Source organism: Paenibacillus tritici, assembly GCF_013204885.1.
Lineage (GTDB): Bacteria > Bacillota > Bacilli > Paenibacillales > Paenibacillaceae > Paenibacillus_AQ > Paenibacillus_AQ tritici.
The window spans coordinates 164,978-185,428 of sequence record NZ_JABMKX010000001.1 but is presented as its reverse complement, the minus strand read 5'-3'; the positions used below and the strand labels follow the sequence as shown (position 1 = coordinate 185,428).

At 54.8% G+C, this 20,451-nt stretch carries 18 protein-coding genes; 2 read left to right on the top strand and 16 right to left on the bottom strand.

The annotated features are described in order from the left end of the window. Positions 1-2: 2 nt before the first annotated feature. Positions 3-404 (bottom strand): DUF2500 domain-containing protein, encoded by a 402-nt coding sequence (locus tag HQN87_RS00875; protein ID WP_173126324.1) that lies wholly within the window; start codon positions 402-404, stop codon positions 3-5. Between the two features lie 196 nt (positions 405-600). On the opposite strand from HQN87_RS00875, the gene HQN87_RS00870 reads away from it, so the two are divergent. Further along, positions 601-1,473: a YitT family protein gene (locus HQN87_RS00870; RefSeq protein WP_173126321.1), complete on the top strand. Its 873-nt coding sequence runs from the start codon at positions 601-603 to the stop codon at positions 1,471-1,473. 117 nt (positions 1,474-1,590) lie between these two features. Here HQN87_RS00870 and HQN87_RS00865 read toward each other — a convergent pair whose 3' ends face one another. The 4 genes from HQN87_RS00865 to HQN87_RS00850 form a co-directional block, all read right to left on the bottom strand. Further along, positions 1,591-1,878: a stage VI sporulation protein F gene (locus HQN87_RS00865; RefSeq protein WP_173126318.1), complete on the bottom strand. Its 288-nt coding sequence runs from the start codon at positions 1,876-1,878 to the stop codon at positions 1,591-1,593. 66 nt (positions 1,879-1,944) lie between these two features. After that, entirely contained in the window at positions 1,945-3,996 is a 2,052-nt protein-coding gene (gene recG / locus HQN87_RS00860) for an ATP-dependent DNA helicase RecG (protein WP_173126316.1), read from the bottom strand. A 15-nt stretch (positions 3,997-4,011) separates the two neighbouring features. After that, positions 4,012-4,872, bottom strand: a complete 861-nt coding sequence (locus HQN87_RS00855) for a DegV family protein (RefSeq protein ID WP_173126313.1) — start codon at positions 4,870-4,872, stop codon at positions 4,012-4,014. A 68-nt stretch (positions 4,873-4,940) separates the two neighbouring features. After that, on the bottom strand, positions 4,941-6,725 hold the full coding sequence (locus HQN87_RS00850; RefSeq protein ID WP_173126310.1) for a DAK2 domain-containing protein: 1,785 nt from the start codon (positions 6,723-6,725) through the stop codon (positions 4,941-4,943). Positions 6,726-6,916: 191 nt separating this feature from the next. Between HQN87_RS00850 and rpmB the strand changes: the two genes are divergently transcribed. After that, a complete protein-coding gene (gene rpmB / locus HQN87_RS00845) occupies positions 6,917-7,105 on the top strand; it encodes a 50S ribosomal protein L28 (protein WP_042175942.1) in 189 nt (62 codons plus the stop codon). Positions 7,106-7,277: 172 nt separating this feature from the next. On the opposite strand, the gene spoVM is transcribed toward rpmB, so the two are convergent. From spoVM to coaBC, 11 genes are all read right to left on the bottom strand, one after another. Next, the gene (spoVM, locus tag HQN87_RS00840; protein ID WP_020431362.1) at positions 7,278-7,358 is read right to left on the bottom strand and encodes a stage V sporulation protein SpoVM; all 81 of its coding nucleotides are present in this window, start codon (positions 7,356-7,358) and stop codon (positions 7,278-7,280) included. Positions 7,359-7,648: 290 nt separating this feature from the next. Continuing rightward, a complete protein-coding gene (gene rpe, locus HQN87_RS00835) occupies positions 7,649-8,317 on the bottom strand; it encodes a ribulose-phosphate 3-epimerase (protein ID WP_173126307.1) in 669 nt (222 codons plus the stop codon). A gap of 4 nt (positions 8,318-8,321) precedes the next feature. Next, positions 8,322-9,227, bottom strand: coding sequence for a ribosome small subunit-dependent GTPase A (gene rsgA / locus HQN87_RS00830; RefSeq protein ID WP_173126304.1), 906 nt, complete (start codon positions 9,225-9,227; stop codon positions 8,322-8,324). A 110-nt stretch (positions 9,228-9,337) separates the two neighbouring features. Then, the gene (gene pknB, locus HQN87_RS00825; RefSeq protein ID WP_173126300.1) at positions 9,338-11,602 is read right to left on the bottom strand and encodes a Stk1 family PASTA domain-containing Ser/Thr kinase; all 2,265 of its coding nucleotides are present in this window, start codon (positions 11,600-11,602) and stop codon (positions 9,338-9,340) included. Beyond that, positions 11,599-12,375 carry a Stp1/IreP family PP2C-type Ser/Thr phosphatase gene (locus HQN87_RS00820; RefSeq protein ID WP_173126297.1) on the bottom strand — a complete coding sequence of 259 codons (777 nt, stop codon included), beginning with the start codon at positions 12,373-12,375 and terminating at the stop codon, positions 11,599-11,601. Before HQN87_RS00820 ends, pknB begins: the two co-directional genes overlap by 4 nt. Before the next feature lie 6 nt (positions 12,376-12,381). Further along, on the bottom strand, positions 12,382-13,422 hold the full coding sequence (gene rlmN / locus HQN87_RS00815) for a dual-specificity RNA methyltransferase RlmN (protein WP_173126294.1): 1,041 nt from the start codon (positions 13,420-13,422) through the stop codon (positions 12,382-12,384). Positions 13,423-13,573: 151 nt separating this feature from the next. After that, positions 13,574-15,055, bottom strand: coding sequence for a 16S rRNA (cytosine(967)-C(5))-methyltransferase RsmB (gene rsmB / locus HQN87_RS00810; protein WP_173126291.1), 1,482 nt, complete (start codon positions 15,053-15,055; stop codon positions 13,574-13,576). Next, on the bottom strand, positions 15,052-15,993 hold the full coding sequence (gene fmt, locus HQN87_RS00805; protein ID WP_173126289.1) for a methionyl-tRNA formyltransferase: 942 nt from the start codon (positions 15,991-15,993) through the stop codon (positions 15,052-15,054). The genes rsmB and fmt overlap by 4 nt, the downstream gene beginning before the upstream one ends. Before the next feature lie 5 nt (positions 15,994-15,998). Next, a complete protein-coding gene (gene def, locus HQN87_RS00800) occupies positions 15,999-16,484 on the bottom strand; it encodes a peptide deformylase (protein ID WP_173126286.1) in 486 nt (161 codons plus the stop codon). A 97-nt stretch (positions 16,485-16,581) separates the two neighbouring features. Continuing rightward, positions 16,582-19,113 carry a primosomal protein N' gene (priA, locus tag HQN87_RS00795; RefSeq protein ID WP_173126283.1) on the bottom strand — a complete coding sequence of 844 codons (2,532 nt, stop codon included), beginning with the start codon at positions 19,111-19,113 and terminating at the stop codon, positions 16,582-16,584. Further along, positions 19,113-20,348, bottom strand: coding sequence for a bifunctional phosphopantothenoylcysteine decarboxylase/phosphopantothenate--cysteine ligase CoaBC (gene coaBC / locus HQN87_RS00790; protein WP_173127603.1), 1,236 nt, complete (start codon positions 20,346-20,348; stop codon positions 19,113-19,115). The genes priA and coaBC overlap by 1 nt, the downstream gene beginning before the upstream one ends. Positions 20,349-20,451: the final 103 nt, after the last annotated feature.

Sequence of the window (20,451 nt, the reverse complement as noted above, 5' to 3'; positions counted from 1 at the left end):
AATCAAAATATGCGCTCGAACCCTGTGAACCGGCTCCCCTGGTACGACAGATTGCCCCTGTCCCCCTCCACCATCGTGGCATAGGCTTTGGGTTTCACTTGCAGCTCCCGGCGTTGCCCGCCCTGGAATTCAAAGGTCACATAGTAGCTGGTATGGGTGCCCATATACCCCCTGCCGCCCCAGACCTCCGTCCGTTTGGCTACCACCGAGACAACATTTGACTGAACCGGACTCGTATAATTGGTGATCCAGGTCTTGATCATCATCACTATAGTATAGATTACATAGCCTGCAATCATCAGAAGGACCAGCTTCAATATAAAAGGGAATGCAGAGGACCATCCGCCCTGGGCACTCGCTGCTGCCGGATGCAGAAAACCTTTAAATACGCCATCATTATGCAAATGAACCGCTCCTTTGGTGAAATGTTCATTAAAAGTTCAATTTACTAGAGAATACGCAGCGTAGCGGCTCCGGTTTCGTATTTCCGTTTTATTTTCTCCGGATTGAACAGTGCTTTAGATTTGGCCCTGCCTAGATCCTATGATATGCTTTAACTAACACAAATCCCGGTTTCCTGCTGAAAGGAGGAAATCTTAATTGAGAATCAGATATAGAAGCGCTGCACCCATGCGTTACTCCAAAACCCTGCGCCTGCTCTCCGTGGTAGGCGGAGGACTGCTCGCTGCGGTAGGTCTTGAGCTATTCCTGATGCCGCACAAGCTGCTTCCGGGCGGAATTGCCGGATTATCCGCTCTGCTGTCCCATCTAACAGAAATGCGCCTTGGCTTATTTCTGTTCCTGTTCAACCTTCCGTTTATTCTGATGTCGCGCAGACAGATTAATCTGCGCTTTGCGCTGTATACCATGGTTGGTTTGGTTGTGCTCACGGCTGGTTCGCTCGCCCTCCACCACTTTCCGGCAGCAACCAGTGAACCGCTGCCCGCCGCTATAGCCGGCGGACTGTGTCTCGGATTCGGCCTTGGCATATCCGTGCGATTCGGGGGTCTTACCGGAGGAAGCGAGAAGCAGGGAGTCCGGCTGCTGAACGGAGGACCGCCCAAATCGGCGGAAATGCCGATCATGCTGTTCAATATGCTCATCCTGCTCTATGGCGGGTCCTTATTCGGCTGGGACCAGGCGATGTACAGCATCATTGCTTACCTGCTTGCCTTTGAAGCCCTGCGGTTCTCCTTGAGGGATCTCTCGCTCACCCAGGCAGTCTGGATTACCAGCAGCAACTGTGAAGAGATTCGCCGCAAGCTTCAGCAGTCGCTGGACCGTGAGGTGAAGCTCGTGCGTTCCACCGGCCCGGAGGGCCAGCCCGGCACCGTCTTCTGCCTGGCGAGCAGGCTGGAGGAAGAACAGCTTGCTTCGATCGTGCACGGTTGTGACCAGGACAGCAAGATTGTGATCAACGCTGCCCGAAACCACCGGATTTCAGCGCTCTTCCGGAACAAGCCGCCCGGATGATGTCCTGTTTGTGTCCGGTTAGTCCCAGAGCCACACTAAAAAGCGTTCCCGCAAGTGACACACGGGAACGCTTTTTGGTATTACAAATCCCGGATGGAGCCATATGACCCGCCATAATCAGCGGAACATGCCCCACAACCGGATTAAGTGAAACGTATTGTTAGGATCAATCTTTTGGGCAATCACAAATTTCACAATTTGCTCTTCCTGTGCCGAAGTAAGCTTCTCATTCATAGCAGACGCCGCCTGATGCACCAGCCTGCGCACAACGGTTTTGTCCTGCAGCTCCTGTTTGGAGATACCGTTGATCATATTCTTGACGCGTTCCTTCACCGCCGGATTCTTCATCTTCAGCTTAATGCGTTCCACCAGCTGGGGACTGATTCCAAATTGCTGATAACCCAAGCACAGCACCTCCTGTCATATCCAATCATTCACAGTATATGAGGGCAGGTGCCTACATGTGTCTATTCAGTCAATTAAATCCCCCTGGAAAATTTGTTCCTGCTGCAAATACCCGCGCAGCGGCGCATAATCACCAGAGGTCCAGAACGCGGCATCCCGCAGCAGCTCGGCAGCGTCATCCCGTGCCAGCTCCAGCGTCTCGAAGTCTGCGGTCATATCTGCCAGCCGGAATTCAGGCAGTCCGCTCTGCTTCGTTCCGAAGAAGTCCCCCGGTCCCCGCAGCTCCAGATCACGCCTTGATACCTCGAATCCGTCATCCGTATCGGTCATAGCCGTCATCCGTTCACGCCCGATCTCCGATTTCGGATCAGCCATAAGCACGCAGTACGAGGCATGTTCCCCTCTGCCCACCCGGCCGCGCAGCTGATGAAGCTGTGACAGACCGAAGCGGTCGGCATCCATAATGATCATCAGCGTGGCATTCGGGACATCGACACCCACCTCTACGACCGTTGTAGAGACCAGCAGCTGCAGCTCATTGCTATAGAAGGCCCGCATGATCTCGTCCTTCTCGGACGGTGTCATTCTCCCGTGAAGCAGACCTACCTTATAGTCCGGAAAAGCCTGTGACATCTGCACATGCAGATCAATCGCGTTCTGCACATCCAGCTTCTCCGATTCCTCAATCAGCGGACAGATCAGATAGGCTTGCCGCCCCTGGCCGATCTCACGGCTGATCAGATTCAGTACCCGCTCCATCAGATCGGGCTTCACCCAATAGGTGGTAATCGGCACACGCCCCTTCGGCCGCTCGGACAAGGTGGACACATCCATGTCCCCGAATACAGTGATCGCCAGGGTCCGCGGAATCGGCGTGGCGGTCATAGTCAGCACATCCGGGTTGTACCCCTTGCGCCGCAGGACACTGCGCTGGTTCACACCGAAGCGGTGCTGCTCATCCGTGACCACAAGCCCCAGGCTGCGGAAGAAGACATCCTCTTGGATCAGCGCATGGGTTCCGACCACCACATCAAGCACTCCAAGCTGCAGCGAAGCGAGCAGGTCCTTACGCTTGCGGCCGGTTACGCTGCCGGTCAGCAGCCCCACGGTAATGCCGAACGGCTCGAACATCCGCGTGAGCGAACGCATATGCTGCTCGGCCAGAATTTCAGTCGGCACCATCAGTGCCCCCTGGAAACCTGATCTTACCGTAGCGTAGAGGGCAATCGCCGCTAGTACCGTTTTGCCGGAGCCTACATCCCCCTGGAGCAGCCTGTTCATGCAGTATCCGGAACGCATATCATGCAGAATCTCCAGCTCAACCTGCTTCTGGGCATCGGTCAGCTCGAAGGGCAGGCTGCGTACAAACTCCCGGACGGTTCTATTGTCCACCGTATGGACCACACCGTCCATTCTGCCGCGGTTCAGCACCCGGAAGGCCTGTACCTTCAGCTGGAACAGGAACAGCTCCTCATACACCATCCTGCGTCTTCCCTGCTGGCCTTCGCGTGTATCCTCAGGCTGATGAATGGTGGCAATCGCCCGCTTGCGTGACATGAAGTCATATTTGCGCATAATGCTATGCGGCAGGATCTCAGGGATCAGCTCCCCGTACTGCTGCAGGGCCTGGCCTATGATCTTGCGAATCCAGGACTGTGTGATCTTCCCGCCTACAGAATAGACCGGCTGCAGCGTTCCTGTCTTGCCTTCCCCGCGGTCCGGGAATTCATAGTTGGTCACCGTGATCTGATTGCGCTTCTGATCCCACTTCCCCGTCAGCACCACTTCGCGGCCTACAGTCAGCTGCTCTCTGGCATAATGCTGGTTGAACCACGTTGCCGTGAACATCCACGGCTCGGCCACCATCTTGCAGCTCATGCGGGATTTGCCCCCGAAGCGCTGCAACACCGGAATGCCGATAACCTTGGCCACCAGGGTCGCCTTATCGCCATGCTTGACCTCACTGAGCGATTTGGGCCGGAAATCCTCATAACGGAACGGATAATACTCCAGCAAATCCTTCACTGTAAAAACGCCAAAGGCGTGAAGCTCGCTTTGCTTTTGAGCGCTCACGCCAGTTATTTGTTTCACATCAATTGAATCCAAAGTTAGCACCATGTTCATCCCCTATACTTAGGCGGGCCAGATGAATACGGCTAAGGTCCCGTTGCCGACATGGCTGCCTACAACAGGGCCGACGTTGGTCAGGACCTTCTCTTTCAAGGTGAAATGGCCGGCTAATTCCCGCAGGAATTCTTCGCCGGAAGCCGGTTCAGCCGTATGACCCACGGCCACATGTATTGTATTCACACCCGGCAGATCTGCTTTGAACAGCTCGATCATGCGGGCAACTGCCTTCTTGCGGCCTCTGACCTTCTCGACCGCATAGATAATTCCTTCTGCATCAATGGACAGAATCGGCTTAATATTGAGCAGCGTACCCAGGATGGCGGACGCTTTGCCGATTCTGCCGCCCTTCTGCAGGTATTCGAGCGTATCCACGAGAAAGTACAGCTTGCGTGATTGGCGCAGGCTCTCTACCTTCTCCAGGATCTCTGCAGGCTCTGTACCTTGCTCTGCGAGCCGGGCGGCTTCCACTACCATGAATCCGAACCCGTAAGAGGCGGACAGGCTATCCACAACGGTGATAGCCTCCCCTTCCTCTTCCAGCATGGATTTGGCCAGGACGGCAGACTGATAGGTTCCGCTTAGCCCCGAGGAGATATGGAAGGATAAGATCGAACTGCCCGGATGCAGCTCCTGAATCCGGCGGTACACATTCATATATTCTACAGGTGACGGCTGTGAAGTGGTCGGCAGCTGCGGCGAGCGGGGAAGACGCTCGTAGAACTGTTCCGGAGTCATATCCACATTATCCCGGAATGCTTCTTCGCCGAACATCAGCGTCAGCGGAACGACTTCAATGCCGTATTGCGCCGCCAACGCAGGCGGGATATCGGAAGTGCTGTCGGTAACGATTACGGTACGATTCATAATGTTCCTCCCCATACTGTGATATAGCTGATCCACTGTGCCTGCTTAATGCTTAAGCTCTAAGAGGTCTATGGCTCCACTGAGAAAAGATAATAGTACAGCGGCTGGCCGCCTTCATGAATCTCAACCTCGACCTGCGGGTATGTCTCTTCCAGCCAGCTTCCAAGGGCCTCCGTAACGTCTGCTTCGGTATCTGCACCTGTCAGTACAGTCACGATTTCATCGCCGTTCACGAGCATACTGGTAAGCAGCTGCTGGCTTACCGCGAGCAGCTCATCAGCAGCAGCGACAATCTTGGAGCTCTCAATGCCGATGTACTGCCCGGATTTGATCTCCAGATCCTCAATGACGGTATCCCGAACGGCATTCGTAACCTGGCCGGATTTGACCTGGGCAATCGCCTCCAGCATGTTGCTGGTATTGGCATCTACACTATCATCTTCCTGGAAGGCAAAGGCTGCCGAGATCCCTTGGGGAATACTCTTGCTCGGAATCACCGTAATATCGCGTTCGCCTTCCAGCAGCTCCTTAGCCTGCTGTGCAGCCAGGACGATATTGGAGTTATTCGGCAGAATGTAGATATGCTTCGCGGAAATGGAAGAGATCGCATTCACGAAATCCTCTGTGCTGGGATTCATCGTCTGGCCGCCGGCCAGAATCGCATCCACACCCAGGCTGCGGAAGATATCCGAGATCCCGTCTCCCGAGGAGACCGCAATGAAGCCGTAAGGCGCCATATCATCTGCAGGCGGAACCGCCGGCGACTGTACGCTGGCCTTCTCTTCCGGGATATCGGCGAACACATCCGGCATTGGCGCGATGTCCATTCCGGCAGTCAGCAGGTCACGGTGCTGCTCACGCATGTTAAGAATGTGAATCTGGGTGATCTCCCCGTGGACAAGAGCCAGATTCAGCACCTCTCCGGGAGTCTTGGAATGCACATGGACCTTGATGGTCTCATCATCCGAAATCACGATAATGGAGTCACCGTTAACTGATAACGCTTTCCTAAAGGCTTCCTCATCAAAATCCGATTTCACGGACGGGCCAAGCTGACGGTTGATGAAAAATTCCATATCATATAAAAATTCAATGTCTTCCGTAGAGAGCTGAGATTGCGCCGAAGACTGTACAGAAGACAACACATTCTCTGGTTTGGTTAGTACTGCTGCCGGCACGGATGCAGGAGCTGCGGCTTGTCCTTGCACAGGCGTCTGTACAGGTGCAGAGACTGATCCGCTGGTCAGATGCTGGTGGAAGCCTTCATAGATATAGACCAGACCCTGTCCGCCGGAATCCACTACTCCAACCTGCTTCAGTACAGGCAGAAGCTCAGGCGTATGGGCTAATGCTTCCTTGGCTTTGGCCAGCACCTCGGTCATCAGCTCGACAATATCCGTAGTACGGCGGGCATAATACACCGCATGTCTTGCCGCTTCTTTGGCAACCGTAAGAATGGTACCTTCAACCGGCTTGACTACTGCCTTATAAGCGGTATCCACACCGGTCTGCAGAGCTGCAGCGAACTGCTGCGTGTTCAATTCATCATATTGGGCGGCATAACGTCCAAGACCTCTGAACAGCTGTGACAAAATAACGCCGGAGTTCCCCCGTGCGCCCATCAGTAGTCCCTTCGACAGAACGCTTGCACATTGACCGACAGAGGCCGTATTATTTCTCTTCAATTCGTTCGCGCCTGCGGTCATTGTCAGATTCATGTTCGTTCCCGTATCTCCATCCGGTACCGGAAATACATTCAGTGAATTGACATGCTCGGCATGCTGCTGCAGCTTTTCCGCACCTGCTAGTACCATTGCGGTAAAATCTGTACCGTTTATAGAACGCTTACTCAATGAGAATTCCCCTTCCTAACTTCATGCCTAATCAATTCAATGATTAACTGGACATAATGCACTAAGTTATATTGTACTATAAGAGTCTGCAGAAATAAATGTTTTTGAATCGGTTGACGAAGCAAATTTTGCTGTGATATGATATTTAAGTATTGTTTTACGCAGGTGTAAGTAACAAGGAGGTGTAATCTATGTCCCGCACATGTACAGTAACAGGCAAGAAACCGGGAAGCGGCAACCACGTGTCTCACGCTAACAACCGCAACCGTCGCTCTTGGGGAGTTAACGTTCAGAAGGTCCGTATCCTGGTGAACGGCAAACCGAAACGCGTGTACGTCAGCACCCGTGCTTTGAAAGCCGGCAAAGTTGAACGCGTCTAGTCCCGGATTATTCCTGGAGCTAGCGATATCTCATACCAAGTAGAAACGGACATGCCGTCCTTACTTAGACGGTATCCGTTTCAGCGAGAATAGAAGATATTATATTTGAAGCAAAAAGCACCCTTTACATTCGTAAGGTGCTTTTTTTCCATATCTACTTGTCTGCTTGCGCTCAACTCTTCTGAAACGTGTTCAAAATCGCTTTAACAAAACCTCCCAAAAATCTTGGCAGCTTAAACGTGTAAAATTTCATGATTAACCCTCCCATCAATTCATGCCGTGCCGTAGGAGACTATCCTGTCTTAATAAATGTACCAACGAACTGCAGACCTCCCTTGTTGTACCAAGCAGTAACAGCTCTGTCCTCTGAAGAGAAGGCTTCTGTTACAGCGGGAAATAGAAGAATCCTTTATAACAGTATAAAGTCTTCTATCTAAAAAAAGGCTACATGAGATTTCTGCTCATGTAACCATATTTATGCGCGCACTACTTGGCCTATACCTTTAGTCTGCGATTGCTGCAGATCAGGTACAGCCTTATCTCTTAACGGACAGCGTTGTCCGCCGCCTCACGGATAGCCTTAATTGCCCCTGCGCGGTCACTGCGTCCAAACACGGCGTTGCCTGCCACCAGAACGTCAGCCCCTGCTTCAGCTACCAGCGGTGCAGTGGCTTCGGCAATACCGCCGTCCACCTCAATATGCAAGCCCTGGTGGTTCATCTCCTTGGCCCATTCCCGGAGCTGTGTGATCTTATGCAGGGTGCGTGGAATGAACGCCTGCCCGCCGAAGCCCGGATTAACGGTCATAACCAGCACCAGATCCACATCCGCCAGGACTTCACGCACAGCCGCTGCCGGTGTGCCCGGATTAATAGCTACACCGGCCATCAGTCCGAGTTCCTTGATCTGGTGCACTACACGGTGCAGATGTACGCAGGCCTCCGCATGTACCGTAATTACAGAAGCACCCGCAGCAGCAAAATCAGCAATATAGTTTTCCGGATGCTCTATCATCAGATGAACATCCAGCGGCAGCGAGGTATGCGCCCTCACGGCTGCACAAATAGCGGGACCGAGCGTAATATTCGGCACAAAATGTCCGTCCATCACATCTACATGAATCCAGTCCGCACCGCTGGCTTCAGCTTCTGCCACCTCTGCGCCAAGCGCCGCGAAATCTGCTGACAATATGGAAGGAGCAATTTTAACCATGTGTTTAGTACCTCCGCTTTTTATCTTTCATTTCATTGAAGAACAGCTTGTAATGATCATACCGGCTATCTGCTATATCCCCTGATTTCCAGGCCTCAATCACCTTACAGCCCGGTTCGTGCAAATGGCTGCAGCCGCGGAATTTGCATTTCTCCGCATATGGAGCGAACTCCCGGAAGCACTCCGACAGCTCGTCCACTCCCAGCTCCAGAAAGTCCAGCTGGCTGAAGCCCGGGGTATCGGCCACAAATCCGCCATTTCCTATATCCATCAGCTCTACATGGCGCGTCGTATGCCGGCCGCGTCCGAGGCGGAGGCTGATCTCGCCCGTCTCCAGCTCAAGGCCCGGCACAAGACGGTTCAGCAGCGTGGACTTGCCTACGCCTGACTGCCCCGAGAACACACTGATGATTCCGGCCAGACGCTGTTTCAGTTCATCTGCGCCTGACCCGTTCAGCGAGCTTGTGACCAATACTTCGTATCCGATCTGCTCATACAGGGCTTTGACGGCTTCCGTAGCCCGGCCGTCATCCTCTGCCAAATCCTGCTTCGTGAGCACAATCAGCGTATCAAGACCGGAATGCTCGATATGAACCAGGAACTTGTCCAGCAGGTTGAGGTTCATGTCCGGTTCCCGGACGGAGAACAGCAGCACCGCCAGCTTCACGTTCGCCACTTGCGGGCGGATCAGCTCGGATTCACGGGGAAGTAGCTCATCCACCATTCCCTCCCCGTTCTCGGTCAGCATATAGAGAATCCGGTCTCCGACCAGCGGCGCAATCCCTCTTTTCTTCAGGATTCCGCGTCCCCGGCATTGCACGGCCTCTTCTTCTGTGGCGATCTGTCCATCCTTGAGCGGCTTCACATAGTAATATCCGCTTAGCGCTTTAATTATGATTCCTTCAGGCATACATGCTGAGCCTTCCTCTCCTGATATTGCGCAAATGACCCAAGTGTGGAACCCCCGGGTCATTTACGCTGCTTCAGTCCTGCCGGTGTTGCCGGCGGTATCACTGAAGCTTATCTCTTATTATTATTTGTATCTTTATCCTTGCCTGGTTTGTTGTTCTTGCCCTTACTGTTGTTGCTGCTGTTCTCATTCCCCTTGCTCTCGGCAGAGGCCAGCGCGTTATTACTCTGTTCGTTATCCGGTAGGAGACCTGTCTGATCGGTCTCCCCTGTCCCAACGCCTTCCCCCGTATCCGGCGGCAGAATCTCAGGCTCTATTGTCGGGTCAGGGGCAGGGACAGGCGTCTCTGTTGGGGCAACGGTAGGTTCAGGCGTCTGTGTCTGAACCGGAGGAGGCTCAGGCTGCTGCACAGTGTTATTCTTGACATCCACATACGTTATAGGATAAGTCTCCAGGAACTTCCCGTCACGGTATACAGAAACCATACCATCCTTGTTAGGGGCAAGCAGCATATTCACGGACAAGGTCTGGCTTTTGCCAATCGTGCGGGTGCCCCACTCCTGGTTCTCGCCCCCGTTGCGCGCATCCGCAAACACGATACGGATCTTGCTCTTCTTGCCGTCTGCGGCCGGTGCTACAGGAACATTGAACGTAAATTCCAGAGCTTCCGGGGGATATCCTGTACTGATATAGATCGTGATCTTCTCACCTGGAGGGACCAGATCTCCCGGCTCATAGGCCCACTGCTTCGTAACCTTGCCCTTCTCGTGGATGAAGCTCGGCTCTTCCTTGACCGCGTCCAGTACGAGACCCGCCTTATCAAGCTCGGCCTTGGCTTCCTTCTCCGTCTTCCCAATGAGGTCCGGCATCGGGGTGTTCTCTTCGCCTTTGCTCACGATCAGCTTCACGGTTACCGTCTCAGGATCGTATTCCGTATCGGCAGCCGGTTCAGAGCTGATAACCTGCCCTTCGGGGTAATCCTTGCTGAACCGCGGGTCCTCGGTGATCCGGCTCTCTGCAATCCCCGCGGCAATTAGTTCTTTGACCGCGTCATTATAGCTCTTACCCGAAACGTCCTTAAGCTTAGGCAGAGTCTTGGCTGTGCCAACCGTCAGAATAATATGAGTGCCTTCTTTGACCATGGTATTAGTCTTGCTCTGCTCCCACACAACATTCTCTTCAACATTAGGATTGTAAGCCTGCAGCGGCGGCTCCTCGGCAAAGAGGCCTGCAGCTTCAAGCTCTGCTTTGGCTTGCTCAAAGGTCTTGCCTGTAACCACAGGCACCGCTACTTCATCGACAGACAATTTGGAGTTCACATACCACACGACTCCACCCATAGCGATCAGAATGACCAGGGTAAGGCTGATCCACAGCGCTGTACGGCTCCGTTTGCGCTTCTCGGGAACAGCAGGCGGGGCATCCTCCATACTGCGGATCCGCTCGTCTCCGGCGCGGCTGCCAAGCCCCCGCTGAAGCGGTTTGATCGCCGGAATGATGCGCGTCCGGTCCTCATCGTCATCCTCCTGAAACAAGACCTTGGCCTCACTCCGCCGCTCAGGCAGCAGACAGGTCTCCAGATCCTGCAGCATTTGCTTGGCCGACTGGTACCGTTCCTCGGGATTCTTGCGCATGGACTTCAGAATCACATTCTCCACGCTTTGCGGAATCAGCGGATTCAGCAGGCGCGGCTCCTCGAATTCCTCCTGCAGATGCTTCAGCGCCACACTGATCGGGCTTTCACCCAGAAAAGGCAGCACTCCGGTAAGCATCTGATAGATTACGATCCCCAGGGAATACAGGTCGGACTTCTCTCCTGTAGTCACACCTTTGGCATGCTCCGGCGAGAAATAATGCACCGAACCCACGACAGAACCTGTCTGGGTAATGGTAGTTGACGTAACCGCCCGGGCAATCCCGAAGTCCGTGACCTTCACCCGCCCGTTACGGCCGATCAGAATATTATGAGGTTTAATATCGCGGTGAATAATCTGGTTCATATGCGCATGATCCAGCGCATCGCAAATTTGCGAAGCAATCCGCACGGACTCATCGACCTGCAGCGGTGCCCGCTCTTTGATAATTTCATTCAGGTTCTTGCCTTCAATATACTCCATAACGATATAATGGACTTCATCTTCCTGGCCGACATCGTATATGCTGACTACGTTGGGATGAGATAGAGATGCCGCTGATTGCGCCTCCCGCCGGAAGCGGCGGATGAATTCCTCATCATGCACAAACTGATTGCGCAATACTTTGATAGCAACATTCCGGTTGAGCAGAATATCATGGGCTCTATAGACGAGCGCCATGCCACCTCCGCCGATCCGTTCGATAACTTGGTAACGGCCGCCCAATTCGTGACCGATCATCTTTCCCACTCCTTTGTCTCGGGCACTGCGGCCTCTCCTTGATGTTCCAGCATAGCAACGCTTATATTATCGCTGCCGCCCGCAAGTAATGCCAGTTGAAGTAATCGCTCTGCTCTTTCTTCCAGAGATATTTCATTAATCCCGGCCACCTTGCCCAGATGCTCCTGGCTGACATAATTGCTTAGCCCGTCGCTGCACAGCAGCAGGAGTTCACCAATAGCAAGCGTAACAGAAGCCAGATCCGCCGATACCACTGTATCTGTCCCCAGTGCCCTGGTCAGCACATTGCGGCGCGGATGATTGTCCAGCTCCTCCAGACTGATCTGGCCGTTCTTGAACAGCTCATTCACCAGCGTGTGGTCCTCGGTTAGTTGTTTCGCTTCACCGTTCTGAATCAGATACGCTCTGCTGTCCCCGATATGGCCGATATATCCGGCCGACCCCTTCAACAGCGCAGCAACGATGGTGGTCCCCATATTGTGGAACTTCTCATCGCTCTGGGCTTCTCTGTGAACCGTGTTATTGGCTTCCATAATGGCGGCAGTCAGCGCCTCCTTCAGCTCTGCCTCGGGAAGATCAGGCTGCAGCTGGTCCAGAATATCCCGGACCGTCTCCAGTGCAAGCCTGCTCGCGGTGTCGCCAGCCAAATGTCCCCCCATTCCGTCGGCTATAATGCCGAGGGTATAACCGTGGCGCGTAGCGCCGATCCAGACTGAATCCTCATTGACCGTACGTACCCGGCCAATGTCGCTGGCTTGAACTGTTCTGATCAAATATCCTCACCCCAACTCCATATGTTTGGCGCGCAGCTGACCGCATGCGGCGGCAATATCATGGCCCTGCTCACGGCGGATAGTAACATTCACGCCATGATCGGCCAGTATACGCTGAAATTCAAAGATATCATTGCGGGAAGTCCGGACATACTTGCGCTCAGGCACATGATTGACCGGAATCAGATTCACATGGCAGAGCATCGTCTTCAGCACACCGGCCAATTCCTCCGCATGCTCCGGCTGATCATTCACGCCTCCGATCAAAGCGTACTCGAAGCTGACCCGGCGGCCTGTCTTGGCCTGATAGTAGCGCAGCGACTCGATTACATCATCGAACGGATAACGGCGGTTAACCGGCATCAGCTTGGAACGGAGGGCATCATTAGGCGCGTGAATCGAGATCGCCAGATTAATCTGCGTATCTTCATCAGCGAATTTGTAGATATTCGGCACAATTCCGCTGGTGGATACGGTGATGTGGCGCTGGCCAATGTTCAGACCCTTCTCATGAATCATCAGACGGAGGAATCTCATGGTTGCGTCATAGTTCTCGAAGGGCTCGCCTGTCCCCATAATCACAATGCTGCTGACACGTTCGCCGCGTGCATCAAGAATCTGCTGGGAACGGACGACCTGGGCCACAATCTCGCCTGCGGTCAAATCCCGCTTCAGACCGCCGAGCGTGGAAGCGCAGAAGGTACAACCGATGCGGCAGCCCACCTGGGTGGTTACACATACGCTGTTGCCGTAGTTATGCTTCATAATAACTGTCTCAATCGCATGATCATCATGCAGACCGAACAGGAATTTCACAGTGCCGTCCTTGGACTCCAGCTTCGTAATCTCAGTAAGCGCTGAAATGCTGAACTGGTCAGCAAGCTTGCCCCGGAGTGCCTTGGAGAGATTGCTCATGGATTCAAAATCATTGACCCGCTTCACATAAAGCCAGTCGAATATCTGGCCGCCGCGAAAAGCCGGCTCTCCGTTGTCCTTGGCCCATTGCTGTAACTCTTCTAAAGAAAAATCATATATTAAAGGTTTCATTGGTTGTTTGCACCTGTGCTTTCATAAATTATATGCATATTGTTTCTCATTCTTCCTATTTTAACACAAAACTCAGAGACGGTAAAAGAAAAGCCCGCCGCGCAGACGCTCTGCGGGCGGGAAAGCTGTCATTCCAGGCGATGCTGCTATATTACAAGACCCGCTCCAGCCGGGCAATATAGAAGCCGTCGCTTCCATAATGGTGGGGGAGCAGCTGTATGCCTGCCCCCGCAGCAAGCGCGGTTCCCTCCAGCCGTTCCCAGACGGCTGACTTGAAGCTGACCGGCGCGAAGCCCGGATTGCGCTCCAGGAAATCGGCGACAACCCGGCTGTTCTCCTCCTGCTCCGTGGTACAAGTGCTGTAGACCAGCACCCCTCCCGGCTTCAGCAGCCCGGAGACCGATTGCAGCAGCTCAAGCTGCAGCGCAGCCACGCTGGCCACATCGCCGGGCTGCTTCCGCCATTTCAAATCAGGCTTGCGGCGGATAACCCCAAGCCCCGAGCAGGGAGCATCCAGCAGAATCCGGTCATAGGATTCCGGCTGGAGAGTGTCCCCCAGCTCCAGCGCATCACCGCTAGCGGTTGTGATACATTCCAGGCCCAGGCGTGCAGCCTGCTCTGCAATAAGCTTGGCTTTATGCTCATGCAGATCATTGGCAAGGATAGAGCCTTCATCCCGCATCAATTCGCCCATATGGGCGCTTTTGCCGCCCGGGGCAGCGCAGCAGTCCAGCACCTTCATACCGGCTTCAGGAGCGACAGCTTCAGCCACCAGCATGGAGCTCTCGTCCTGAACGGACAGATAACCGTCCCTGTACCAGGAGGTCAGTGCCAGATTGCCGCCGCCTCTGACGACCAGCCCGAAGGGACTCACCTTCGATTCGGCGGCATCCAGACCGGCAGCGAGCAGCTCAGCCAGCATCGCCTCACGGCTAATCATCGTCGTGTTGACACGGACACTGACCGCCGGCGGCTCATTATTCGCAGCACACATGGCTTCAGCCGTGTCCGCACCATATTCCGCCGACCATCGCTGCACCATCCACAGGGGATGGGAGTGCAGAATGGAGATCCGTTCCTCCCGGCTCAGCCCCTCTGGCAAGACCGGCAGTTCGCCGGCCCGCAGCACACTGCGCAGTACACCGTTGACCATGCCCGAGATCCCCTGATGGCCGCGTTTCTTGGAGATATTCACAGCTTCATTAACCGCTGCATGGGAAGGCACCCGGTCCAGATACATAATCTGGTACAGGCTCAGACGAAGCAGACTCCGCACCCAAGGCTCCAGCTTGGCAAGACCTTTGCTGACGAAGCTGCCGAGTACATAATCCAGTGTAATCATCCGCGAGAGGCTTCCGTAGACCAGCTCTGTAGCCAGTCCCGTATCTTCACGGCTAAGCTCCGCTTTCTGGAGACTGCTGCCGAGCAGCAGGTTGCTGTAGGCACCCTGCTGCTCTACACGGACAAGAATATCGAGGGCAACCTCACGCGCAGAAGCTGGCGCAGAGGGCTTACCGCCCGGATTTCCTTTGCCGGCCCCCCCGGATTTGCCGGACCTGCCGCCGGCAGCCGCAGCCTTATTGCCGGGATTATGCGGACGCGGTCCGCTTCCTCCCTTGCCGCCCGCGCTCAACCGAGCACCGTTCCGGGCGCAAGGGTTGTCCCGCGGCTGAAGTCGGCTGCGCTCATGGCTTTTTTGCCGGCAGGCTGAACGGTCGTAAGCCGGAGAGTCCCGTCACCGGTCTTCACCTCAACACCGCGTTCACTCACAGACAGCACCGTGCCCGGAGCAGCGCTGCTTCCAGCAGCTTCAGCCGCCTGCGGTTTCGCTGCAGCCCATGCCTTGAAGGTCTCGCCGTTCCACAGGGTGAAAGCACCCGAGAACGGTACAAGACCGCGAATCTGGTTATAGATATCGAGTGAATTTCTAGTCCAGTCCATCCGCTCATCTTCACGGCTCAGATTCGGCGCATAGGTTGCTTCGCTGTCATCCTGCACAGTGGCTTCCACACGGCCGGCTGCCAGGCGCGGCATCTCAGCCTTCAGCAGATCGCGGCCCGCTGCGCTAAGCTTCTCAAACAGAGTACCGGAGGTATCCTCATCCTCAATTGGCACAAGGACCCGCGAGATCATATCGCCGGTATCCAGTCCTTCCGCCATGTACATCAGCGTTACACCGGTCACCTTCTCACCGTTCATAATGCAGCGCTGGATCGGGGCACCGCCCCTGTATTTGGGCAGCAGCGAGCCATGAACGTTCACACATCCGTTCTGCGGCAGCTCAAGCACACTCTTCGGGAGAATCTGTCCGTAAGCGGCTGTAACAATCAGATCCGGCTCATAGGCAGCCAGTTCAGCCACCGCCTCGGGGCGGCGCAGCCGTTCAGGCTGAAGGACCGGCAGTCCAAGCTCCAGTGCCGCTTCCTTCACCGGAGATGGCGCCAGCGTCTTCTTGCGGCCTTGGGGACGGTCCGGCTGAGTCACCACGGCCACTACCTCATAGCCTTCTTCCAGCAGCATCCGCAGGGAAGGTACCGCAAAGGCAGGGGTTCCCATGAACACTATTTTCATTTCATTCACTCCTCAGTTTCACTGCGTTCTGCCGTATACTCATAGACCTTCTCAGCGATATCTGTGAACAGCACGCCATTCAGATGGTCGATCTCATGCTGAAAAGCCCGGGCCAGCAGGCCGCTTCCGGTAATGGTAACTTCTTCACCTTCGCGGTTCAGGCCGCGTACGGTCACCGTCTCTGCACGGCGGACATCTCCGTTCAAGCCGGGAATACTCAGGCAGCCTTCGGGTCCGAGCTGCTCCCCCTCCATACTGATGATCTCCGGATTGATCAGCTTGATCAGCCCATGCTCTTCATCGGCATCCACTACGATCAGCCGTTTCAGGATTCCCACCTGCGGAGCTGCAAGACCTACGCCTTCTGCGTCATACATCGTATCTGCCATATCATCGAGCAGTTTTTTCACATTGGGAGTAACGGTTGTTACGGTTTTTGCTTTCTTGTGGAGCACTTCATCCGGTTCTTTCACAATCAGCCTGATTGCCATTACACTAACACCATCCTTGTTCTGAACATATCTAATTTCTATAGTATATGAGGGGGATATCATAAAAACTGCCTTACCATTGTAACACGCCGGAGAATTACATCAACATCTGGGGATCGACATCAATGCTGATCTGCAGTCCTTTATCGCGGACAGAGTCCTCCAGCTCTTCTGCCACCTGGCGGGCCAGACCAATGGCATCAATCGCACCGCGCCATTTCAGAATACACTGGAACCGGTAACGGCCCTTCAGCCGCGGGAGCGGCGAAGCCACAGGCCCCAGCAGATCCAGCGCATCCGAGGAGAGCTTATCAAGGCTCCCATACCAGCGCAGCTGTCTGGCCTTGCCCTGGATGCTCAGCGCATAGTTCTCCGCAAGCTTCAGCAGCAGCGGAAGCTGCTCATGCGACAAGGTGACCAGAATCAGGCGGCAATACGGCGGATAATGCAGCTCCTTGCGGTGCTTCAGCTCGTCCCGGACGAAGCTCCGGTAATCATGCCCGCTGGCATGAATAATCGAATAATGTTCGGGTGTATACGACTGCACCACCACCTCGCCGGGAAGCTGATGCCGTCCTGCACGCCCTGCAACCTGCGTAAGCAGCTGGAAGGTCTTCTCCGCCGCCCGGAAATCCGGCAGATTGAGCGCAGAATCGGCAGTAATGACCCCCACCAGCGTTACATCGGGGAAGTCGAGTCCTTTGGCTACCATTTGTGTACCGAGCAGCACATCGGCCTTCTTGTCCCGGAACTGGTTGAGCAGCTTCTCATGCGAGCCCTTCTCAGTCGTTGTATCCACATCCATACGTATAACCCGGATGCCGGGGAACAGCTTGCCCAGCTCCTCTTCTACCCGCTGTGTGCCTGTTCCGAAGAAGCGGATATGCTCGCTGCCGCATTCGGGGCACAGCTTAGGAGCAGGCTCCGCATGGCCGCAGTAGTGGCAGCGCAGATTGTCGCTGCGGCTGTGGTAGGTCAGCGAGATATCGCATTCAGGGCAACCGGCGACATAGCCGCAGCTGCGGCACATCACGAAGGTCGAGAAGCCCCTGCGGTTGAGCAGAAGCACGGTCTGTTCGCCGCGTTCGAGCCTGCTCACCAGTGCAGCATGCAGCCTGCGGCTGAACATGGAGCGGTTGCCTTCCTTAAGCTCCTCGCGCATGTCAACGACATCGACCTTCGGCAGCTCGTTACCAAGTGCACGGCTCGGCATCTCCAGCAGAACCGGAGAGAAATGGATGTCGCTCTGCGATCTTGCCGCATGGTAGCTCTCCAGCGAAGGGGTTGCCGAACCAAGAATAACTACGGCTCCGCCCTGTTCCGCCCTGCGGACAGCCACATCACGGGCATGGTACTTCGGATTCTCCTCCTGCTTATAAGAGCCTTCATGCTCCTCGTCCATGATAATCAGACCCAGGTTGGCAAAAGGGGCAAATACCGCAGAACGCGCCCCCACGGCAACCATCGCCTTGCCTTCGCGGATCTTACGCCACTCGTCGTAACGTTCACCGACCGACAACCGGCTGTGCATCACAGCCACCCCGCTGCCGAACCGGCCCTTGAACCGTTCTACCATCTGCGGAGTCAGGGCGATCTCGGGCACTAATACTACTGCCTGCCGCCCCTGCTCAATGCAGCGCTGAATACACTGCAGATAGATCTCCGTCTTCCCGCTGCCGGTCACCCCATGCAGCAGGAAGACTTCATGAATCTGCTGCTCAACAGTCCCGACGATCCGCTTGTAGACCACCTCTTGCTCCGCTGTCAACGGCAGCGGAGCCGTTGGCTTGAAGTCGCGGCCCCGGTAAGGATCACGGTAGACTTCGATTTCACTGATCTCAATATAACCTTTGTCTTCCAGCGCTTTCACTGTCCCTGCTGTAACCTGGAGGATCGACAGAATATCCTTGAGCGGCATGGGGAGCATCGCTTCCATATCAATCAGGTACGACAGCACTTCCTTCTGGCGCGCGGAACGTGCCGGGAAGCCAGCCAGCGACTCCCGGGCTGCCGACAGAGAGGTGGCCAGGTCTACGGCCTTCAGCTTCTTTTTGCCCATCTTATCCTTGATGGACTGGCTCTCTGCCAGCACTCCGCGCCGCACCATAAACTTCACAGTTTCAGCGGCTTCAGGGAAGGTTCGGGTCAGCAGCTTCATGGATACCTCGCTGTGGCGTATTACGAAGTCTATAATCTGCTGTTCTTCGTTGTCCGGCTCCAGGAAGAGCGGAAACAGCTCGTCTCCGGGAGGATTGCCCGCTTCCTCGGTATCTCCGAGCGAGATCAGCCGCTCCGCTTTGCCCTTCAGGGCAGTCGGAAGCATAGCCTGCAGTGCGGAGATCCGTCTGCAGGCATAGCGTTGACTCATCCAATCCGCCAGCTCTACCAGCTCCGGTGATAACGGCGGCAGCAGATCCAGCACTTCCACAATCGGCTTCATCCGTGACACGCTGCCGGTCTCTCCCGACTCCAGTGACACCACGAATCCCTGAACCGTGCGGGGGCCAAACGGCACCGCTACCCGGCTGCCAACTTCAATCCATAATTTCAGTGAATCCGGAATAATATAGTCAAACGGCCGGTCGGTGCTGCGTACAGGAACATCGACAATGACCTTGGCAATATCCATTATAATAAAGCTCCGGCAACACGGTCTGCAGCCAGCCGCAGGACCTGGCGCGCTACCTCATCCTTGGAAGCCAGCGGAAGATCAAGGACCAGCCCTTCGATGTCATAGACCTTCACGATGTTAGTGTCCGTACCGAATCCGGCACCCTCCAGCGTCACATCATTGGCCACAACCAGATCGAGATTCTTGCGGATCAGCTTGTCCCTGGCGTAGAATTCGGCGTTTCCGGTTTCGGCGGCGAAGCCGATCAGGAACTGCTTATCCTTATTTTTCCCCAGACTCTCCAGAATATCGGTCGTCTTCACCAGCTCAAGCGTCAGGGTGTCGCCGCTTTTTTTAATCTTGGATTCGCTGCTCTGTCTCGGGCGGTAATCCGCAACCGCGGCCGCTTTGACCATAATATCGCAATCCGTCCAGCGGTCCATAACCGCCTCATACATATCCTGTGCCGATTCAACGCGGACCAGATGAATAGCCGGGTCAAGAGGCGGCGCTTCGTCGGTACGTGCGGCGATCAGCGTCACTTCGGCCCCCATAGCACGTGCAGCACGCGCCAGGGCGAAGCCCATTTTGCCCGAGGAATCATTGGAGATATAACGGACCGGATCAATACGCTCCACGGTGCCGCCTGCGGTAATCACTATTTTTTTGCCGGTAAGCGGTCCGGATTCCTTCTCCTGTTGCCTAACAAAAAAGTTCTCAACCACCTTCACAATCGTCTCCGGCTCCTCCAGCCGTCCCTTGCCCACATAACCGCAGGCCAATTGTCCTTCTCCGGGCTCAATAAACTGTACACCCCGCTTATAGAGTGTATCCATATTGCTGATAACCGCCGGATGCTGATACATATGGACATTCATTGCCGGAGCTACCATAATAGGCGCTGTAACGGCAAGGAGCGTAGTTGACAGCATGTCATCTGCCAGCCCATGGGCCATTTTGGCGATAATATTGGCGGTAGCCGGAGCGATCAGGACCAGGTCGGCGGAATCCGCCAGATCAATATGCGAGATCGAAGACGGGTCGCGTTCCTGAAAAGTATCACTGAACACCCGCTGCTTCGACAAGGACTGGAGCGTCAGCTCCGTAATGAACTGCTTGGCCGATGCTGTCATGATGACATGCACCTTGGCGCCCTTCTGGGTAAGCTTGCTGGTCAATGCAGCCGCCTTGTACGCAGCAATTCCGCCTGTAATTCCAAGTATAATGGACTTCCCTTGTAAGCTCTTCACTATGCTCTCCCCCCGCTTCTGAAGTCTGTACCCATCTATATAGACCTGCACATATCCTTATCAATAGAGAAAAAAATAACAACCTTCCGGTTGTCAGGAACAGCCC

Excerpts from the sequence above, each read along its gene's own strand:
- fmt (WP_173126289.1), bottom strand. The coding sequence starts at position 15,993 with ATGAAAATAGTGTTCATGGGAACCCCTGCCTTTGCGGTACCTTCCCTG.
- rpe (WP_173126307.1), bottom strand. The coding sequence starts at position 8,317 with ATGGTTAAAATTGCTCCTTCCATATTGTCAGCAGATTTCGCGGCGCTT.
- rsgA (WP_173126304.1), bottom strand. The coding sequence starts at position 9,227 with ATGCCTGAAGGAATCATAATTAAAGCGCTAAGCGGATATTACTATGTG.
- def (WP_173126286.1), bottom strand. The coding sequence starts at position 16,484 with ATGGCAATCAGGCTGATTGTGAAAGAACCGGATGAAGTGCTCCACAAG.
- rpmB (WP_042175942.1), top strand. The coding sequence starts at position 6,917 with ATGTCCCGCACATGTACAGTAACAGGCAAGAAACCGGGAAGCGGCAAC.
- rlmN (WP_173126294.1), bottom strand. The coding sequence starts at position 13,422 with ATGAAACCTTTAATATATGATTTTTCTTTAGAAGAGTTACAGCAATGG.
- priA (WP_173126283.1), bottom strand. The coding sequence starts at position 19,113 with ATGGATATTGCCAAGGTCATTGTCGATGTTCCTGTACGCAGCACCGAC.
- recG (WP_173126316.1), bottom strand. The coding sequence starts at position 3,996 with ATGGTGCTAACTTTGGATTCAATTGATGTGAAACAAATAACTGGCGTG.
- HQN87_RS00855 (WP_173126313.1), bottom strand. The coding sequence starts at position 4,872 with ATGAATCGTACCGTAATCGTTACCGACAGCACTTCCGATATCCCGCCT.
- spoVM (WP_020431362.1), bottom strand. The coding sequence starts at position 7,358 with ATGAAATTTTACACGTTTAAGCTGCCAAGATTTTTGGGAGGTTTTGTT.
- pknB (WP_173126300.1), bottom strand. The coding sequence starts at position 11,602 with ATGATCGGTCACGAATTGGGCGGCCGTTACCAAGTTATCGAACGGATC.